This is a genomic window from Catenulispora yoronensis, assembly GCF_039531695.1.
Classification (GTDB): Bacteria; Actinomycetota; Actinomycetes; order Streptomycetales; family Catenulisporaceae; genus Catenulispora; species Catenulispora yoronensis.
On the sequence record NZ_BAAAQN010000059.1, the window covers coordinates 60,749 to 77,841 of the forward strand.

The window sequence follows — 17,093 nt, forward strand, 5'->3', positions numbered from 1 at the left end:
TGAGCGGCGCTGAAAGCAGGAGTGCGGTGAGCGGCGCTGAAAGCAAGGTGATGAAAGCGGTCCTCACAGATTTTGGGGGTGTGCTGACATCGAATGTCTTCGAGGCGTTCGAGGTCTACTCGGCGTCGGTGTCCGGCGATCCGCAGATGTTCGCCAAGTTGTTCCGGACCGATGCGGCGGCCGGGGCGTTGCTGGTCGAGCATGAGTGCGGCCGCATCGACCAGGCGGCGTTCGAGAGGGGGATCGCGGAGCTGTTGGCGCCTCGGGGTGTGGTGCTGGAGGCGCCGGGGTTCGTGGACTCGTTCCAGGCGTTGCTGCGGCCGGATGAGGTGATGATCGCGGCGATCAAGCGGTTGCGCGCAGCGGGGGTGCCGGTGGCGATCGTCTCGAACTCGCTGGGTGATGACTGTTATCGCGGCTATGACTTGGCGGAGCTCGCTGATGTGGCGGTGATCTCGGGCGAGGTGGGGATGCGGAAGCCGTCGCGTGGGATCTACGAGCTGGCGTGCGCTCGGTTGGGGGTGGCGCCGGTTGAGTGCGTCATGATCGATGATCTGGAGCACAATCTGAGGGGCGCGGAGCGGCTCGGTATCAGGGGGCTACACCACGTCGAGGCGGGACGGACTGTCACCGAATTGGGTGAGTGGTTCTCGATACCTGTTTGATCAAGGGGCGGGGTGGCTCTACGGTCTTCGCATGCAGTCTGAACCCCTTGCATCTGAACCCCTTGCTGAGGCTGGGCTTCTTCGAGAGCGGCTTCGTGCTGCGTTGCGGGTGGCGTTGAAGGACCGTGATCGGGTGGGTGCGTCGACGTTGCGTACGACGCTTGCGGCTATTGATAACGCCGAGGCTGTGGAGGTCGGGGAGCTGGCGGGGGCAGGAGCGGGGGCGATCGAGGCCAGCCCGGTCGGGGCGGGGGCGGCGGAGGTTGCGCGGCGGGAGCTGAGCGAGGCGGATGTTGTTGGGGTGGTGCGGGGTGAGATCGATGAGTTGCGACGGGCGGCGGGGGTGTTCGAGAAGTCGGGGCGGGACGATCGGGGGGCTGAGTTGCGGGCTGCGGCTGGGATGCTGGCGGGGTTTTTGGAGTAGTGGGCCGAGGCGCCACAATGTGATCACGTCATCATGATCCTGGGATCCTGGGGGAGGATTTTCGTCAATGAAGAGTGTCGTGACGACCGTCAACGCGGGGCTGGCGTTCGCGTTGGAGATGGGGATGCTCGCAGCGCTTTGCTGGTGGGGGATTCGGACGGGGCGGGGAGCGGTGTCGAAGACGCTGCTGGCTGGGGGGTCGGTGGCGGCGGGGATAACGGTGTGGGCGGTGTTTTTGGCTGCTGGGGGGCATGCGGTGGAGTTGCCGAAGGTGGTGGAGGCTGGGGTGAAGTTGGGGGTGTTCTTTGTGGCGGCGGTGGTGTTGGGGGTTTGTGGGCATCGGTGGTGGGGGGTGGGGTTTGGGGTTTTGGCGGTGGTTTCGGTGGTTGTTGAGTATGGGGTGGGGACGTGAGGGGGTCGGCGATGCGTGGGGATGGGTTTTGGGACTCGACGGTGACAGGACTGCGGAAGCACTGAAACCTTTTGTTCGAGGGATTCCGCTAGCGTCGGGGCGTGACCAAGCGTGGAGCGGGGGAGCCGTTGGTGCCGGAGGGCCCTGATTTAGGTGGGGGTGGGGCGGTGGCTGGCAAAGCGGTTGGTGGGGCGGCTGGCAAGGTGGCCGGTAAAGCTGCTGGTGGGGCGGCCGGCAAGGCGGCTGGTAAAGCTGCTGGTGGTGCGGCTGGCAAAGCGGCTGGCAAGGGTGCCGGTAAGACGGCTGGTCGGGCGGGTGGAAAGGGCGCCGGTAAGGCGGCTGGTGAGGCGGCCAGCAAGGTGGCTGGCAAGGTGGCTGTCGGCGCGGTTGGAAAGGGCACCGGTAAAGCGGCTGGTAAGGCGGCCAACAAGGTGGCTGGCAAGGCGGCTGGCCGGGCGGACAGAAAGGGCGCCGGCAAGGCGGTCGACAAGGTGGCTGGCAAAGCGGCCGCCAAAGCGGCCGCGAAGGCTGGCGGTGCGGTTGCGGAACCTGCAAGCACGGTCGCGGAGGTCAACGAGCCGCCAAAGCGAAGGCGAAGGCTGCGGCGGTTCGCTGCGGTGAGTGGGAGCGTGTTGGTCCTGGGTAGTGGCGCCACGGTCGCGGTGTTGGCCGTCAACGGGTCGGGGGCGCCGCAGAAGCCTGATGTCTCGCATGTCGCGCTGGAGTATCGCAACTTCGCGGCGGCACTGCCGTGGCCCACGGATGGCGAGTCGGCGCTGTGGGCGGAGGGGATCGGCGGGCTGGGGATGTGCGGGAAGCAGACGCAGGTGCCGATAGCCAGTGTCGCGAAGGTTATGACTGCGTATGTGGTGCTGCGTGATCATCCGCTGGTGGGGTCGGATGAGGGGCCGGAGATCACGGTTGATGAGCAGGCTGGGTTCGAGGCGTATTCGAAGGATGAGAGTTCGGCGCCGGTGCGAGCTGGGCAGCGCATCAGTGAGCGGAGGATGCTGGAGTTGATGCTGGTTCCGTCGGCGAACAATGTCGCGCGGTTGTTGGCGCGGTGGGATGCCGGGGATGAGCAGGCGTTTGTGGGGAAGATGAATGCTGTGGCGGCGGGGTTGGGGATGAAGCAGACTGTTTATACGGATCCGGCTGGGTTTGATGCGGCGACGCGGAGTACGGCTGCGGATCAGTTGAAGTTGGCGGAGGTGGCTTTTGGTGGGGGTGGGAGTGTGAGTGGTGGGAGTGGGAGTGTTGTTGAAGGTGAAGCCGAAGCTGAAGCCGACACGCTGTTGGAGCTGACGGCGCAGCGGGATACACAGGTGCCGGATGATTCGCTTGTGTTGCCGAACACGAATTCGCTGTTGGGGATGGATGGGATTGTTGGAGGGAAGACCGGGTCCAGTACGCCGGCGGGTGGTGCGCTGATGTGGGCGGCGCAGCGGAACGTTGGGGGGCAGGAGCGGTTGGTGTTGGGGGTGGTGCTGCATCAGAATGCGGGTACTACGCCGGAGCAGGGGTTGGCTCGGGCTTTGACGGTGAGTCAGAGGTTGGCGGGGGCTTTGGGATAGGGTGCGGTTTTTGGGGTGGTTTTAAAGGCTTTTTTACGACCTTCGGCCATGGTGCTGACTGGTCGGTGGCGGTCGTTGGGTGGGAGGTGCTGTCGATCTCCGAGAGCTGTTGCGGGGGTGGGGAAACCCAAGGTCAAAGGCCAGATCAAAGGCCAGTCAAAGTCAACTGCGCCTCCGGCGGCCCCTCCGGGGAGGGCCTCGCTCTGGAAAGAGTGGGCCAGGCGGGCTGGCGCGGCTTTGCGCTGTGGTTCCGGTTTCGGTCCCGGCCTTTCCGTCGCATCGTCGCCTAAAGGAATCACACCGCCCAGGCGGTATCAAGGCGACCCTTCAGGCTTGTGCCCCGGCTGATGCGAGCCTTGACACCGCCTGGGCGGCGCGATTGGCTACGCCCGCCGAAGCGACGGAAAGACCGGAACCGAAGACCTAACTTTGGCAAAAAGCGGGGCACCCGGTCGCGATGACCACCGGTTTTGCTGGCCGCTGCCGGTTGTAATGGTGGCGTGGCGATCGGTTGTGATGGTGTCCGGTCCTGCTGGCCGCCGCCGGATTGTGATGGCGGTTGGGCGACCGGTCGCGATGCCGATCAGTCTTGATGGCCGCCGCCGGCTATGACCTTGGTTTGGTGGGGCGATCGGTTGCGATGCTGGCCAGCTGGTCTCCACACCATCGCACCCATCACCCGCATCGCTCGCCACCGGCGCATCCTCCCCGAAGTCGCTCCCCCTTCTCGTGCAACAGCTGCGCAATCGAAGTGCAATCGGTGCTGGCTAGGGTTGAGGAGGCCTCTCCGCCGTCCGCCGTCCCCCACAGGTGGATGCGTGATCGAAGCCGGGACCGGCCGCTGGACTTCCCCCCACCGGCGCCGGTCCCCTCCTTTTTGTGGGTCAGGGTGCTGGGGCGCGGGTGAGGAAGCTGTGCAGGTTGCTGAGAGTCCACTCGGGGCGGGTCGGCACCTGGGTGGCGAGGTCGGGTGCGGCTTCGACTGCGGGAAGGCCTCCGACCGCTCGTCGATAAGGCGTAGCAGGTCGGTGTGTTCCAGAGTCGTGGATACGCGGACTGTCAGACACCCGGGGTGTGGGTCGGGCGAAGGTTTTGGGAGCGGCCGCCGGCTTTGGGGTCGGCGGCCGCTGGTGGATCAGGCCTCGACTTCGGGGCGGGTTGGTTCGGCCCACAGGGTGTGGAAGGTTCCCTCGTGGTCGGTGCGCAGGTAGGTGTGTGCGCCGAAGTAGTCGCGTTGGCCTTGGATCAGGGCGGCGGGTAGGCGGTCGGCGCGGAGGGTGTCGTAGTAGGCCAGGGCGGCGGAGAAGGCGGGGACTGGGATGGCGCGGCGGTTGGCGGCGGCGATGACTTCGCGCCAGGGGACCTGGGCTTGGGTGATCTCGGCGGCGAAGGCGGGTTCGGCCAGGAGGCTGGGGAGGTGGGGGTCGGCGCGGTAGGCGGCGCGGATGCGGTCCAGGAAGGCGGCGCGGATGATGCAGCCGCCGCGCCAGATCGCGGCGATGTCGGCGAGGTCGATGTTCCAGCCGTATTCCTCGGCGGCGTCGCGGATCATGGTCCAGCCCTGGTCGTAGGCGATGACCTTGGAGGCGTAGAGGGCGTGCTCGACGGTGGCGACGAAACGGTCGGCCTCGTGCGGGCGTAGCGGGTGCTCGGTGCCGCCGGGGAGGGCGCGGTAGGCCTCGCGCAGGGTGGAGCGGCTGGAGGCTACGCGGGCGAAGGTGGCCTGTGCGATGGCGGTGGTCGGGGTGCCGAGGTCCAGGGCGGTCTGCACGGTCCAGCGGCCGGTGCCCTTCTGCTCGGCGGCGTCGCGGACGATGTCGACGAAGGCCTTGCCGGTCCGGGCGTCGGTGTGGGCCAGGATCTCGGCGGTGATCTCGATCAGGTAGGAGTCCAGGCGGCCCTTGTTCCACTCGCGGAAGACCTCGGCGATCTGCGGCGGCGCGTAGCCGGCGACGTTGCGCAGCAGGTCGTAGGCCTCGGCGATGAGCTGCATGTCGGCGTACTCGATGCCGTTGTGGACCATCTTCACGAAGTGGCCGGCGCCGTCGGTGCCGATGTGGGTGCAGCAGGGCTCGCCCTCGGCCTCGGCGCTGATGGCCTCGAACATGGGGCCGAGGACGGCGTAGGACTCCTCGGAGCCGCCGGGCATGATCGAGGGGCCGTGCAGGGCGCCCTCCTCGCCGCCGGACACGCCCGAGCCGACGAAGTGGATGCCGCGCTCGCGCAGCGCGGCCTCGCGGCGGCGGGTGTCGAGGAAGTGCGCGTTGCCGCCGTCGATGATCATGTCGCCGGGTTCGAGCAGCGGGGCGAACTCGTCGATCACGGCGTCGGTGGCCGCGCCGGCCTTCACCATGATCATCAGCCGCCGGGGCCGCTCCAGGGCGGCGACGAAGTCCTCGGCGGTCTCGGTCGGGACGAACGCGCCCTCGTCCCCGAACTCCTCCACGAGGGCTCGGGTGCGGGCCGCGGTGCGGTTGTGGAGCGCGACTGTGTAGCCGTGCCGGGCGAAGTTGCGCGCCAGGTTGCGGCCCATGACGGCCAGTCCGGTGACGCCGATCTGCGCGGATGCCTGCATGCGTCGCACCGTAACACCTCAGACATTTGATGGCATGGCAAGCCCGAGGGGTATAGGGGTCGGGTCCCGTGGTCAGCCCCAGCGGCGCGCGTCCTCGGCGAGCCGCTGCATCTCCTCTTCCAGCCGGTCGGCCGCGGAGTCGGCGCCGCCGGCCGACTTCGAGGCCTTCAATCGGACGATGATGCTTTGGAACTCGGCGATCCGGCCCTCCAGGTTCTGCTTCGCCTGGAGCAGGTTCGCCTCCTCCTTGGTGCCCGGCTGCGCCAGCAGCAGCCGGTGCTCCAGGTCGCCGAGCAGCTCCAGCTGCCTGCGCCGGGCCAGCTCGAACTGCTCCAGCGGGTCCTCGAACCGGCTCAGCAGCCGGTCCGCGCTCTTGCGCAGCTTCCCGGCCCATCCACCGACGCCCATCGGGCGCTCCCTTCCCCTTGTTTCAGTCCAGCTCGGCCCGGCTCGGCTCCGCCCCTAGTGTCCCGCGTCCGGCCCCGCCAGCCACGCGCAGGCCGCCGTGATCAGCAGTCCCACGCCGACCTCCAGCGTCGGGTCGATCGCCGGCGCGAACTTCGGCGAGTGGTTGCCCGGCAGCGTGGCCGGCACGCCGTCCTCCAACAGCGACAGGATGTCGGCCTCGGTGAAGCTCTCCAGTTCCAGTCCGCCGAAATGCCAGAACACCGACGGAACGCCGAGCGCCTCGCCAAAGGTTCCGAAGTCCTCGCTGCCGGAGAGCGTGCTCGGCAGGACGAACACCCGGTCGGCGCCCAGCCGGGTCCGGAACGCGTCGAGCACCACCTCGGTCGCGGCCTGGTCGTTGACCAGCAGCGGCAGCCGGTCCTCCGGGGCGATCCGGGGCATCCGCTCGGCGCCGGAGGCGGCGGCCTCGGCGTTGACGATCCGCTCGATCGCGGCAAGCACCTTCTCCCGCACCGCCGGCGTGGTGGTGCGGACGGTGACGGCCAGCTCGGCCTCGTCCGGGATGACGTTGGCGCGGGTGCCGGCATGGATCGAGCCCACGGTGACCACCGCCGACCGGCTGGCCGCGATCTCCCGGGAGACCACGGTCTGCAACCGCATCACGATCGCGGCGGCGATCACCACCGGGTCGATGGTCGCCTCCGGCATGGAGCCGTGGCCGCCGCGGCCGAAGATCGTGATCCGCAGCGTGTCGCAGGCGCTCATCACCGGGCCGGGGCGGGTGCCGACCAGGCCCGCCGGGGCCGGGCCGACGTGCTGGCCCAGGCACACGTCCGGGCGCGGGAAGCGGTCGGCGAATCCGTCTTCGAGCATCCTCGGCGCGCCGCCGACCTCCTCGCCGGGCTGGAACACGGCCAGCACGGTGCCGCTCCACGCGCCGCGCTCGGCGGCCAGCAGTTCGGCCGCCCCGAGCAGGCAGGCCACGTGCACGTCGTGCCCGCAGGCGTGCATCACCGGGACCTCGGTGCCGTCGGCCTCGACGCCGGTGGCGGTGGAGGCGTAGGGCAGGCCGGTCTCCTCGCGGACCGGCAGCGCGTCCATGTCGGCGCGCAGCAGGACCACGGGGCCGGCAGGGCTGGCGGGGCTGGCAGCGTCGGCGGGGCCGGCAGAGCCGGAGCCGCCACCACGCGCCGAACCGCCCCGCAGGACGCCGACCACGCCGGTGCCGCCGACGCCCTCGGTGACCTCCCAGCCGGCGGCCCGCAGCCGGGCGGCCGCGACGCCGGCCGTGCGCACCTCCTGGAACGACAGCTCGGGATGCCGGTGCAGGTCCTGGTAGAGCTCCCGCAACCCGGGCAGCACCCCTTCGAGTCCGGACAACAGATCGGCGGGCGACGCGCCGGGCTGGGACATGCTGACTCCGATCAGCCTGAGATGTTCTCGAACGCCACCACCTTGGTCATCCGCACCCGGACAAGCAACTCCCCCGGCACCGCGTTGCGCCGCCCGAACTCCGCGCCGCGCTCGGGGCCCATGTAGCGGGTGCCGAGGCGGGTGGCCCAGGTGAGCATCTCGTCCCGGTCCTCCGACAGCTCGGCCTGGCCCTCGACCATCACGAACGAGTAGGGCGGCTCGGGCAGGTCGACGCACAGGCAGACCCGCGGGTCGCGCCGCAGGATCCGGCCCTTCATCGACTCCGTGCCGGTGTTGAAGACGAAGTCCGGGCCGTCCAGCAGGAACCAGATCGGCGTCACGTGCGGCGCGCCGTCCTTCCGGGTGACGGCGAGCTTGCCGGTCCGGGTGCCCTCAGAGAGGAAGGCGCGCCATTGTTCCTCGGTCATCTCATGCATGAAGGCATCTTCGCGAACGAAGACGCCCGGCGGCCGCCACCCCCGCGCCGCGACACGCCGACGCCGCCAGGACCGGACCTTTCCCCGACAACCCACTGAATATCCTCGCAGTCAGGACCACGGGACCCCGGTCCCCGCATGTCGCACGGAGGAAGGACTTCACTGATGGCTCCGGCCTCCGTCCTGGCGGTGGACCCTGCCGCCCCGCCGGCCCCCGACCCCGATCTGCTGCTCACCGCCTCGGTGCTGCTCGCCGAGGCGGCGACCACCTGCCGCCGCGCCGGCCACGAGCTGACCGCGGCCGCCACCAGCCGCCGCTTCGCCGCCGACCTGGCGCTCCGGCCGCTGGCCGCGCTGCGCACGGCGTGGTCGGCCGGCCGGGCCCTGACCAACGGCGACGGGCTGGGCTTCGCGGCCTGCGGCGGCGCGGTCGGCGAGGCGGCCCGGTACATGGGGGTGGCCACGCTGCGCCGCCCGGCGGCGACCGCGATGGCGGTGGACGCGTTCCTGGCCCGGATCCAGGCCGCGATCCCGGAGCACCCGAACCTGGCCACGCCGGAGGTGACGCGGATCGTCGAGGCGTTCGCCGCGGCCCGGCCGGTGGAGGCGCTGCTGGCACTGAAGGCGATCTTCCAGCACATGGGCGTCACCCGGGCCCTGACCTCGCTGAGCCCGATCAGCATCGAGCTGTGCGCGCTGGCCGGGCTGATGGACGTGAACCCGTTCAACGACGGCTACGCCTGGGTCACGCTGCTGGGCGGCTACCCGACCTCGGACCCGTTCCTGGGGATCCCGGCGGCCGCGCTCAAGGCGCTGAACCCGGGGCCGGGCCGGGCCGCGCCGGTGCCCCCGGACCGGATCCTGGCCAAGGTGCTGGCCGCCGCGGGGGCGGACATCAGCGGCCTGGTCGACGTCATCAGCGCCCTGGGCAACCACGGCCTGGTGCACCTGCGCCGGGTGGCCGCGGCCGACGGGCAGGACCGGTACCTCCTGCTGCTGCCCGGCACCGGCTTCGGCAAGCTGAGCAACTCCACGCCGCAGGACCTGATCGGCGCCTTCGACGCGATGTGCGACATCGACACCACCTACACCCGGTCGGTCCGCAAGGTGCTGGAGTTCGCGCGGGTCCCGGCGGGCGCCGAGCTGATGATCGTCGGCCACAGCCTGGGCGGCATGACCGCGATGAACCTGGCCTGCGACCCGGACTTCGTCGGCACCTGGCGGCTCACGCACGTGGTCACCGTCGGCTCCCCGATCGACAACAAGCGCCCGGCGGACCCGTTCACCACCGTGGTCAGCCTGGTCAACGAGCACGACGTGATCCCGACCCTGGACGGCCGCGGGCCCACGTCCCCGGCCGACATCCCCTCCACCTGGCGCGAACTGGCCTGGAACGACGAGACCTACGACTACCCGCTCTCCCATGCGCCGCAGTCCTACTCCGACGCGCTGCGCTCGGCCACCGCCGGCCACCACCGGGAGACGGTGAACAGCTTGATCGGGGCCTACGCGGGCACGGTGGTGCTCGACCAGCCCTACCTGGTGCGCGATCGGTGAGGTGGCAAGCGTGAGGATCGAGGACACGGGACTCAGTGCCCTGTTGGCGGCCGGCCGGCTCCCGGGGGTGCGGGCCGCCACCCGGGTGCCGGGCCTGGGGCTGCTGGGGCAGCAGGCGCTGACCGAGCAGTTCGTGGCCCTGCTGGGCCTGGCCCGCGCCGGCCGCCCGGCCCGGATGAGCACGCTGTTCGGCACCTTCCTGCTGCCGGCCACCGGCGCGGATCTGCGGGGCCTGCTGGACGCCGCGATCGCCGCCGAGGCGCTCGGCGACGCCGACGAGGTCGACGCCGCCGGGCGGCGCCACCGCCTGCCGGAGTGCGCACCGCTGCCCGAAGTGCCCAGGGAGTTCGCCGACCTGATCATGATCGGCGCCGAGGACGTGGCGGTCGGCGTGCGTGGCGAGATCACGCTCCAGTGGCCGGCCGCGGCCCGGCGGCTGGCCCGGCACCTGGTTCTGAACGCCTCCGACGACACGCTGCTGGACCGGCTGGCGGTCGAGGCGGAGTCGGCGCGCGCCGACGAGCGCCGCGAGCAGCGCCGGGCCGCACTGGATCGCAGAATCCTGCTGCACCTGGACGCGGTGAAGCCGGACTGCTTCGCGGGCCTGACCGGCGCGACGCCGGAGAGTCCGATCGCGGTCGACGGGCTGGCGCATCTGCTGACGGCAATGATCGTCACCGCGGAGACGGTCGGCCCGCGCGCGCTGGCGCTGCTGGCCGCCGACGGCCACACCGACCGGGCGCATGTGGAGGCCGCCGTCCACAAGGCGGCGGTGCTGTGGCCGGAGGTCTTCGCGGTCGCGCAGCGGGTGGCGCGGCCGTTCGAGTGGAACGACCTGGAGATCGAGGCGGGCACTGAGATCTTGGTGCTCAGTTCGGTGCTGGCCCGGGGCGGCGCCCATCAGGCTCCTGTCACCGCGACGGCACTCGACCAGCCCTGGCAGCTCTCCAACCTCTGCGCCGCGCCCCGCCGCTGCACCACGCGGGAGCTGGCGCTGGCCGCGACCACCGAACTGCTCGTCGCGGTGCTGGCCAACGGCGTGCCGCAGCTGCTCGCGCCGCACCTGAATCCCGCGCGGCCGCCGGTACGGCTCGATCCGCGCCGGGTGCGCGTGGAGCTGACGGGGCCCGGGGCCGGGCCGCGGCTGAGGGGTCTGGAGGCGACGGCCGCGGAGCTGGACGCGCACTGCGCCGCGCTCCTGGACCTGGCCTCGGACCAGTGCTGGGACCACGCGGACGGGATCCGCACTCGCGGTGTCCTGCTGGCGCACGCCCGCCGCTGCGCGGTGGCGGCGCACGACGTCCGGCGCACTGCGAGGCCGGTCCCGTGAGCCTGGAGCAGCGATTACGCGACCTGGGCCTGTCCTCGCTCCTGCCGTCCTCGGACGGCGGCGACTGGCCCGGGTGGATCCCCCGACAGCAGCAGGGTGAGCCTGATCAGGCTTCTGCTTCGGGCATCAGGGAACTGATCGGCGCAGGCTTCGTGGGCTTCGCGGACAGCGCGGCCCGGGCCCTGCGGGGCGAGTCCGTCACGGACGTCACCGATCCGGCGATCATGGACCTGCTGCGGTTCCTGTTCGACTCCTACTTCCGCGTCGACTGCACCGGCCGCGAGAACCTTCCGGCCGAGGGGCCGGCGCTGGTGATCGGCAACCATTCGGCGGGCATGTTCCCCTGGGACAGCCTGATGGCCATCATCGCCGTCAACCGGGACCATCCGCACGGCGACCGCTGTCTGCACAGCCTGGCCGCCGATCTGATGTTCCGGGTCCCGCTGCTGGGCGAGTGGACGCGGCGCAACCTCGGCGCCGAGGCCACGCCGACGAACCTGCGCGGGCTGCTGGAGGCCGGCGAGATCGTCGGCCTCTATCCCGAGGGCTTCCACGGCAGCGGCAAGACCTTCGAGCACCGCTACCAGCTGCGCCGCTTCGGCAACGGCGGCTTCGCCCGCGCCGCGCTGAGCGCCGGCGCCCCGATCGTGCCGATGGCGATCGTCGGCGCCGAGGAGTCGTGCCCGATCCTGGCCGATCTGACGCCGGTGGCCGAGCACGTCGGGCTGCCGTACTTCCCGGTGACGCCGACGTTCCCGTGGCTCGGCCCGCTCGGCGCGCTGCCGTTGCCGACCAAGTGGAGCATCGCGTTCGGCGCGCCGATCCCGGCCGACGGGCCGCCGAGGCCGCAGCGCGTCCGCGAGCTGTCCGAGCAGGTTCGCAGCACGGTGCAGGCGATGCTGGACGAGGCGCTGGCCCGGCGGACGTCGATCTTCTGATGCGGTGGCGGCTCACCCCTTGGTGAGCACCACCGCGACGTTGTGGCCGCCGAAGCCGAAGGCCTGCACCAGCGCGGTGTCCACGACCGCCGGCCGCGGCGCCCCGGCCACGACGTCGAGCTTGATCGCCGGGTCCTGACACTCCAGGTTCACGGTCGCCGGGATGACGCTGTCGCGCATCGTCAGCAGCGCGAACGCCGCCGCCAGCGGACCGGATCCGCCGAGGAGGTGCCCGGTGGCGCCCTTCACCGAGGTCACCGCCGGGTGCAGCCCGACGGCCTCGGCGATCGCGTCGGCCTCCACCTGGTCACCGACCGGCGTCCCGGTGGCGTGGGCGCTCACGTGGGCGATGTCCGTCCCGCTCAATCCGGCCGCGTGCAGGGCCGCCCGCGCCGCGCGGATCTGGCCCCTGACATCGGGCGTGGTGACGTGGTGCGCGTCGCTGGTGACCCCGTGGCCCGCCACGACGCCGAGCACCTCGGCGCCGCGCGCCCGGGCGTGGTCGGCCCGTTCCAGCACCAGGTTCGGCGCGCCCTCGGCCATCACGAAACCGGCGCGGTCCGCCGCGAACGGGCGCGCCGCGCCGGCCAGGTCGCCGCCGCGGCGCGACAGGCCGCCCAGCCGGTCGAGGGCGGCGACGGTCACCGGCGCCAGCGGCGCCTCGGCACCGCCGACCACGGCCACGTCGGCCTGCCCGGCGGCGATCAGCATGGCGCCAAGCACGATGGCCTCGGCCCCGGACGCGCAGGCCCCGGCGGGCGCGAGCGTCGCGGCGCGCGCGGTCACCTCCAGCGCCACCGCCGAGGCCGGACCGTTGGGCAGCAACATCGGCATCGCATAGGGGGACATCATCCGCAGGCCCCTGACCTTGCGGATCTCGTCCTGGGCCAGCAGCGTGGACACGCCGCCGACGCCGGTGCCGACGACGGCCGCCAGCCGTTCCGGCTCCACCGCCGGCGCCCCGGCCCACCGCCACGCCTCGCGCGCCGCGACCACGGCGGCCTGCTGGATCCGGTCGATCCGGCGGCAGCGGTTGGCGCCCAGCTCCTCGACCGGCTCGGTCGCGAGCAGGCCGGCGATCCGGACGTCGACCTCGCCGGCCCACGGATGGGGCAGCTCCCGCACCCCGGACTCCCCGGCGAGCAGCCGGGCCCAGGAGGAGGGCACGTCGCCGCCGAGCGGCGTCGTGGCCCCGATGCCGGTCACCACGACACCGGGGGCGGCCCCGGCAGCCCCGGCGGTCCCGGCGGTCACCGGCCCCGCCGCGCCGGACGCGGGCCCATCAGACGCCGGCGAGGGCGGCCAGGCGCTCGGCGGCCTCGGACAGCGGAAGCCCGAACAAGTCCGCCACCGCGTCGCCGTCGGCGTCGAACTCCTCGCCGGCCAGCACCACGAACTCCTCCAGCGCCAGCGAGTCGAGGTCGAGGTCCTGGAGGGTCACCTCGGGACCGACCAGGTCCTCGGGAATCTCCAGGCGCTGGGTGAGGATGACGACAAGACGGTCGAAGGGGTCGATCATGCTCGCATGCTAGGCCGCCGCCCGCGTGGCACCGGCATCCCGCTACTCCATTAGAGACCGCGCGGTCCAGCGGCGGGGGTTGCGGGCTTACACCGACAGCCCGCAAAGCAGGCAAGAAACCTGTCAAGAGCTGCAAGAAATCGAGCAGATCAAGAAGCATGGCGATTGGATTGCGAAATTGTTGCGCAGACCTCTTGTCTCCAGGAGTCCGGGGCCCTACCGTCCCCTCATGCCCACACCCCTGAAAGGAACGCTGAAGGGTACGACCGCGGCAGTGGCCGCGGCCGTCAGCTTCAGCACTCTGACCGCCGCCACGGCGGCCGGCGCGGCCCCCCACTCGGCGCCGGCCCGGGTGACGCGCGCCGCCCTGGACCCGTCCCTGGTCTCCGGCCGCGGCGCCGACCTCGGGTTCTCCGAGCAGGAGGCGGAGAACGCGGTGACGAACGGCACCGTCATCGGCCCCGGCACCGACGCCTACACCCTGCCCGCCGAGGCCTCCGGCCGTTCGGCGGTGTCGTTGAAGCCCGGCCAGTACGTGGAGTTCACCCTCCCGGCCGACGCCAACGCGATCACCGTCCGCTACAGCATCCCGGACGCGCCGACCGGCGGCGGGATCACCGCGCCGCTGGACGTCGCGGTGAACGGCCGGGATCACAGGAACATGACGCTGACGTCACAGTACGCGTGGCTCTACAACGAGTACCCGTTCAGCAACGACCCGGCGGCCGGCCCGCTGCACCCGGACTGGTGGACCACCGAGTGCGCCTGCGTCCCGAACGCCACCACCCCGGCGCCGACCTTCGCCACGCCGTTCCGCCCCAACCACTCCTTCGACGAACAGCGCCTCCTGCTCGGCCGCACCTACCACGCCGGCGACGTGGTCCGCCTCACCGCGCCGGCCGGCTCCACGGCCGCCACCACCACCATCGACCTGCTGGACTCCCAGCAGGTCGCGGCCCCGAAGGTGGACCTGCGCGCGGCGAACGTCCTGCTGTTCGGCGCCGACCCGTTCGGCTACCGCGACAGCGCCGACGCCATCGACAAGGCCATCGCGTTCGCCCGCAAGGCGCACGTCCCGGTCTACATCCCGCCGGGCGTCTACCAGGTGAACCGGCACATCATCGTCGACAACGTGACGATCGAGGGCGCCGGCAGCTGGTACACGGTCATCAAGGGCCACCAGGTGACCCTGTCCACGCCCGCCCCCGACGGCTCGGTCCACACCGGCGTCGGCTTCTACGGCAAGGACGCCTCCGCCGGCGGCTCGCACAACGTCCACCTGTCCGGCTTCGCCATCGAGGGCGATGTGCGCGAGCGCATCGACACCGACCAGGTGAACGGCATCGGCGGCGCGCTGAGCGACTCCACCATCGACGGGCTCTACATCCACCACACCAAGGTCGGTATCTGGCTCGACGGCCCGATGACCAACCTGAACATCACCAACAACCAGATCGCCGACCAGATCGCCGACGGGATCAACTTCCACACCGGCGTCACCAACTCCGCGGTGCGGAACAACTTCATCCGCAACACCGGTGACGACGGCCTGGCGATGTGGTCGGAGAAGACCGCCGACGCCAACGACGTCTTCGACCACAACACGGTCCAGACCCCGGTCCTGGCCAACGGCATCGCCCTGTACGGCGGCACCGACCTGACCGTGTCGAACAACCTGGTGGCGGACCCGATCCGCGAGGGCTCGGCGCTCCAGATCGGCACCCGCTTCGGCGCCGTGCCGTTCAGCGGCACCATCAAGGTCGCGAACAACACCACCGTCCGCGCCGGCACCTTCGAGCTGAACTGGAAGATCGGCCTGGGCGCGATCTGGATCTACGCGCTCGAGCACAGCATCGACGCCGACATCGAGGTGACCGGCGACAACTTCCTGGCCAACACCTACAACGCCATCATGATGGTGTCGGACTTCTCGGTGAAGGACCTGTACTCCATCACCAACGTCCACTTCTCCGACATCAAGGTGGACGGCACCGGCACCTCCGTGGTCTCGGCCCGCGCCGCCGGCAACGCGACGTTCCAGAACGTCCAGGCCCGCAACGTCGGCGCCGTCGGCGTCAACAACTGCGGCTCGTTCCACTTCACCCCGGCCGGCTCCGAGTTCACCCTGACCGACCTCGGCGGCAACACCGGCAGCGGCACCACAGGACCCTGGTTCGCCTCCTGGGAGCTGCCGAACACCATCACCTGCGACGACCGTCCCCCGGTGGTGGCCCCCCCGGCCCCGTCCCCCTGGTCGTAACCTCGCCAGACCGCAGGACCCGCTGACCATCGGCGGCGGCACCCAGCCGCCGCCGATCGCCGTTCCCGCCCGTCAACACCCCGCCCGGCCCGCACCGGATCAGGGTTCTCATATATGAGCACGGATACTCTTCCGCTCGACGGATCCGCCTGGAATGATCTCGAACGAGGGACTCGAACGAGGAAACCGGCGGCTTCGCGGTCGTTGCGGCGGCCGGCGACGGGTGATGCGGGGGTACGCGGTGCCTGCGGGAACGCGAATGGATGTGCCCACACTGCTGGGACTGGGCCTCGACGAGCCACTGGCCGAGGTCTGGATGGCCATGGCCGCCGCCCCGGGCGTGGACGTCCCCGACCTCGCCGAAATGGTCGGCATCAGCGAAGCCCACGTCCGCGAAGTCCTCACCGACCTGGCCGACCGCGCCCTGATCCGCACCTCCCACCAACTCCCCGGCGTCCTGCTCCCCATAGAACCCGAAGCAGCCCGCACCGAACTGATCCGCCGCCAACAACTGGAACTGGCCGAACAACAACAACGCTTCGCCGAACAACGCGAACACATCACCCGCGTAGTAACCGACCGCGTCAACGCCCACCACCCCCCACAAAACCCCGACGACCGCATAGAACACATCGTCGGCCCCCACGCAATCCTCTCCCGCTTCACCCGCCTACTCCGAACCACCACCACCTCAGCCGAATACCTGATCCCCATAGTCGGCGTCCCATCAACAGTCCTGACCGAACTCTGGCCCCTCGACGCCGACCTCCTCCGCCGAGGCGTCCGAATCCGATCCCTCTACGTAGAAGGCATCCGCACAGACCCCCCCATGGCCGCCTACGCCCGCGACCTCCAAACCGGCGGCGCCCAAGTCCGCACCAGCCCCGCCCTCCCCCAACGCCTCTTCATAGCCGACCGCCGCACAGCACTGGTACCACTAACCCCAGCCGGCTGCGGCATAGCAGTAGTCCACACACCAGCCCTAATAAGCTCCCTCCTCGAACTCTTCGACGCGGTATGGCACAACGCCACCCCCCTCGACATCGGCGACCGCCTAGACGACGCCGACAGCGGCCTCTCCCGAACAGAACGCACCCTGCTCAACCTGCTCGCCGACGGCGCCACGGACGAGACAGCCGCGCGCAGACTCGGAATCTCGCTACGCATGGTCCGCCGAATCATGGCCGACCTGATGCACCGACTGGACGCCAGCTCCCGCTTCGAGGCCGGGATCAAGGCGGCTAAGCGAGGTTGGCTTTAGGGCCGCGAGCAGCCTGCCCACCATCACAACCAGCCGCGCCAGCCAAACCGGCCACCTTCGCGAACGGCCGCCCCGCCAGCATCACACCGGCCGCGCGGTCGCCCTGCCACCATCACAACCGGCGGCGGCCAGTCAAACCGGCAATCATCGCAATCGGGTGCCCCGCTTTTGACTTTTGGTTTGCCCAAAAGTTAGTGCCTGTTGTCTTTCCGAACGGGGTCTTTGAGCTGGGGAAATAGGTGTGCTTGGGGCGTGTGGGGGTTCGTTGTTTGTGGCAGTTTCGGGGTGGGGGGTCGGTCCGATTCTGTGGGAGGCAGTCG

Annotated in this window: 15 protein-coding genes; 9 read left to right on the forward strand and 6 right to left on the reverse strand. The window is 70.5% G+C overall.

From position 1 onward, the window contains the following. Positions 1–26: 26 nt before the first annotated feature. From ABD481_RS36120 to ABD481_RS36135, 4 genes are all read left to right on the forward strand, one after another. On the forward strand, positions 27–665 hold the full coding sequence (locus ABD481_RS36120; RefSeq protein WP_344670348.1) for an HAD family hydrolase: 639 nt from the start codon (positions 27–29) through the stop codon (positions 663–665). A 31-nt stretch (positions 666–696) separates the two neighbouring features. Next, entirely contained in the window at positions 697–1,089 is a 393-nt protein-coding gene (locus ABD481_RS36125) for a GatB/YqeY domain-containing protein (RefSeq protein WP_344670349.1), read from the forward strand. A gap of 67 nt (positions 1,090–1,156) precedes the next feature. Continuing rightward, entirely contained in the window at positions 1,157–1,501 is a 345-nt protein-coding gene (locus tag ABD481_RS36130) for a YrdB family protein (RefSeq protein WP_344670350.1), read from the forward strand. 167 nt (positions 1,502–1,668) lie between these two features. Further along, positions 1,669–3,075 carry a D-alanyl-D-alanine carboxypeptidase family protein gene (locus ABD481_RS36135; RefSeq protein WP_344670351.1) on the forward strand — a complete coding sequence of 469 codons (1,407 nt, stop codon included), beginning with the start codon at positions 1,669–1,671 and terminating at the stop codon, positions 3,073–3,075. A 1,135-nt stretch (positions 3,076–4,210) separates the two neighbouring features. On the opposite strand, the gene gndA is transcribed toward ABD481_RS36135, so the two are convergent. The 4 genes from gndA to ABD481_RS36155 form a co-directional block, all read right to left on the reverse strand. Next, positions 4,211–5,650, reverse strand: a complete 1,440-nt coding sequence (gene gndA, locus ABD481_RS36140) for an NADP-dependent phosphogluconate dehydrogenase (protein WP_344670352.1) — start codon at positions 5,648–5,650, stop codon at positions 4,211–4,213. 72 nt (positions 5,651–5,722) lie between these two features. Next, positions 5,723–6,058 (reverse strand): hypothetical protein, encoded by a 336-nt coding sequence (locus ABD481_RS36145; RefSeq protein ID WP_344670353.1) that lies wholly within the window; start codon positions 6,056–6,058, stop codon positions 5,723–5,725. A 54-nt stretch (positions 6,059–6,112) separates the two neighbouring features. Beyond that, on the reverse strand, positions 6,113–7,471 hold the full coding sequence (locus tag ABD481_RS36150; RefSeq protein ID WP_344670354.1) for an amidohydrolase: 1,359 nt from the start codon (positions 7,469–7,471) through the stop codon (positions 6,113–6,115). 11 nt (positions 7,472–7,482) lie between these two features. Then, positions 7,483–7,908 carry a PPOX class F420-dependent oxidoreductase gene (locus ABD481_RS36155; RefSeq protein WP_344670355.1) on the reverse strand — a complete coding sequence of 142 codons (426 nt, stop codon included), beginning with the start codon at positions 7,906–7,908 and terminating at the stop codon, positions 7,483–7,485. A gap of 165 nt (positions 7,909–8,073) precedes the next feature. Between ABD481_RS36155 and ABD481_RS36160 the strand changes: the two genes are divergently transcribed. Genes ABD481_RS36160 through ABD481_RS36170 form a run of 3 tightly spaced genes read left to right on the forward strand, consistent with a single transcriptional unit; the run spans position 8,074 to position 11,733 of the window. Next, positions 8,074–9,465 carry a lipase family protein gene (locus ABD481_RS36160; RefSeq protein ID WP_344670356.1) on the forward strand — a complete coding sequence of 464 codons (1,392 nt, stop codon included), beginning with the start codon at positions 8,074–8,076 and terminating at the stop codon, positions 9,463–9,465. Between the two features lie 10 nt (positions 9,466–9,475). Further along, entirely contained in the window at positions 9,476–10,795 is a 1,320-nt protein-coding gene (locus tag ABD481_RS36165; RefSeq protein ID WP_344670357.1) for a cytochrome P450 family protein, read from the forward strand. Continuing rightward, the gene (locus ABD481_RS36170; protein ID WP_344670358.1) at positions 10,792–11,733 is read left to right on the forward strand and encodes a lysophospholipid acyltransferase family protein; all 942 of its coding nucleotides are present in this window, start codon (positions 10,792–10,794) and stop codon (positions 11,731–11,733) included. Before ABD481_RS36165 ends, ABD481_RS36170 begins: the two co-directional genes overlap by 4 nt. 12 nt (positions 11,734–11,745) lie before the next feature. Here ABD481_RS36170 and ABD481_RS36175 read toward each other — a convergent pair whose 3' ends face one another. Both ABD481_RS36175 and ABD481_RS36180 read right to left on the reverse strand, forming a co-directional pair. Continuing rightward, positions 11,746–12,987, reverse strand: coding sequence for a beta-ketoacyl-[acyl-carrier-protein] synthase family protein (locus tag ABD481_RS36175; protein ID WP_344670359.1), 1,242 nt, complete (start codon positions 12,985–12,987; stop codon positions 11,746–11,748). Between the two features lie 28 nt (positions 12,988–13,015). Next, the gene (locus ABD481_RS36180; RefSeq protein ID WP_344670360.1) at positions 13,016–13,252 is read right to left on the reverse strand and encodes an acyl carrier protein; all 237 of its coding nucleotides are present in this window, start codon (positions 13,250–13,252) and stop codon (positions 13,016–13,018) included. Positions 13,253–13,481: 229 nt separating this feature from the next. Here ABD481_RS36180 and ABD481_RS36185 point away from each other — a divergent pair, with 229 nt between their 5' ends. Together ABD481_RS36185 and ABD481_RS36190 are read left to right on the forward strand one after the other, a co-directional pair. Beyond that, the gene (locus ABD481_RS36185) at positions 13,482–15,512 is read left to right on the forward strand and encodes a glycosyl hydrolase family 28-related protein (protein ID WP_344670361.1); all 2,031 of its coding nucleotides are present in this window, start codon (positions 13,482–13,484) and stop codon (positions 15,510–15,512) included. A 259-nt stretch (positions 15,513–15,771) separates the two neighbouring features. Then, positions 15,772–16,773 (forward strand): LuxR C-terminal-related transcriptional regulator, encoded by a 1,002-nt coding sequence (locus ABD481_RS36190; protein ID WP_344670362.1) that lies wholly within the window; start codon positions 15,772–15,774, stop codon positions 16,771–16,773. Positions 16,774–17,093 lie beyond the last annotated feature (320 nt).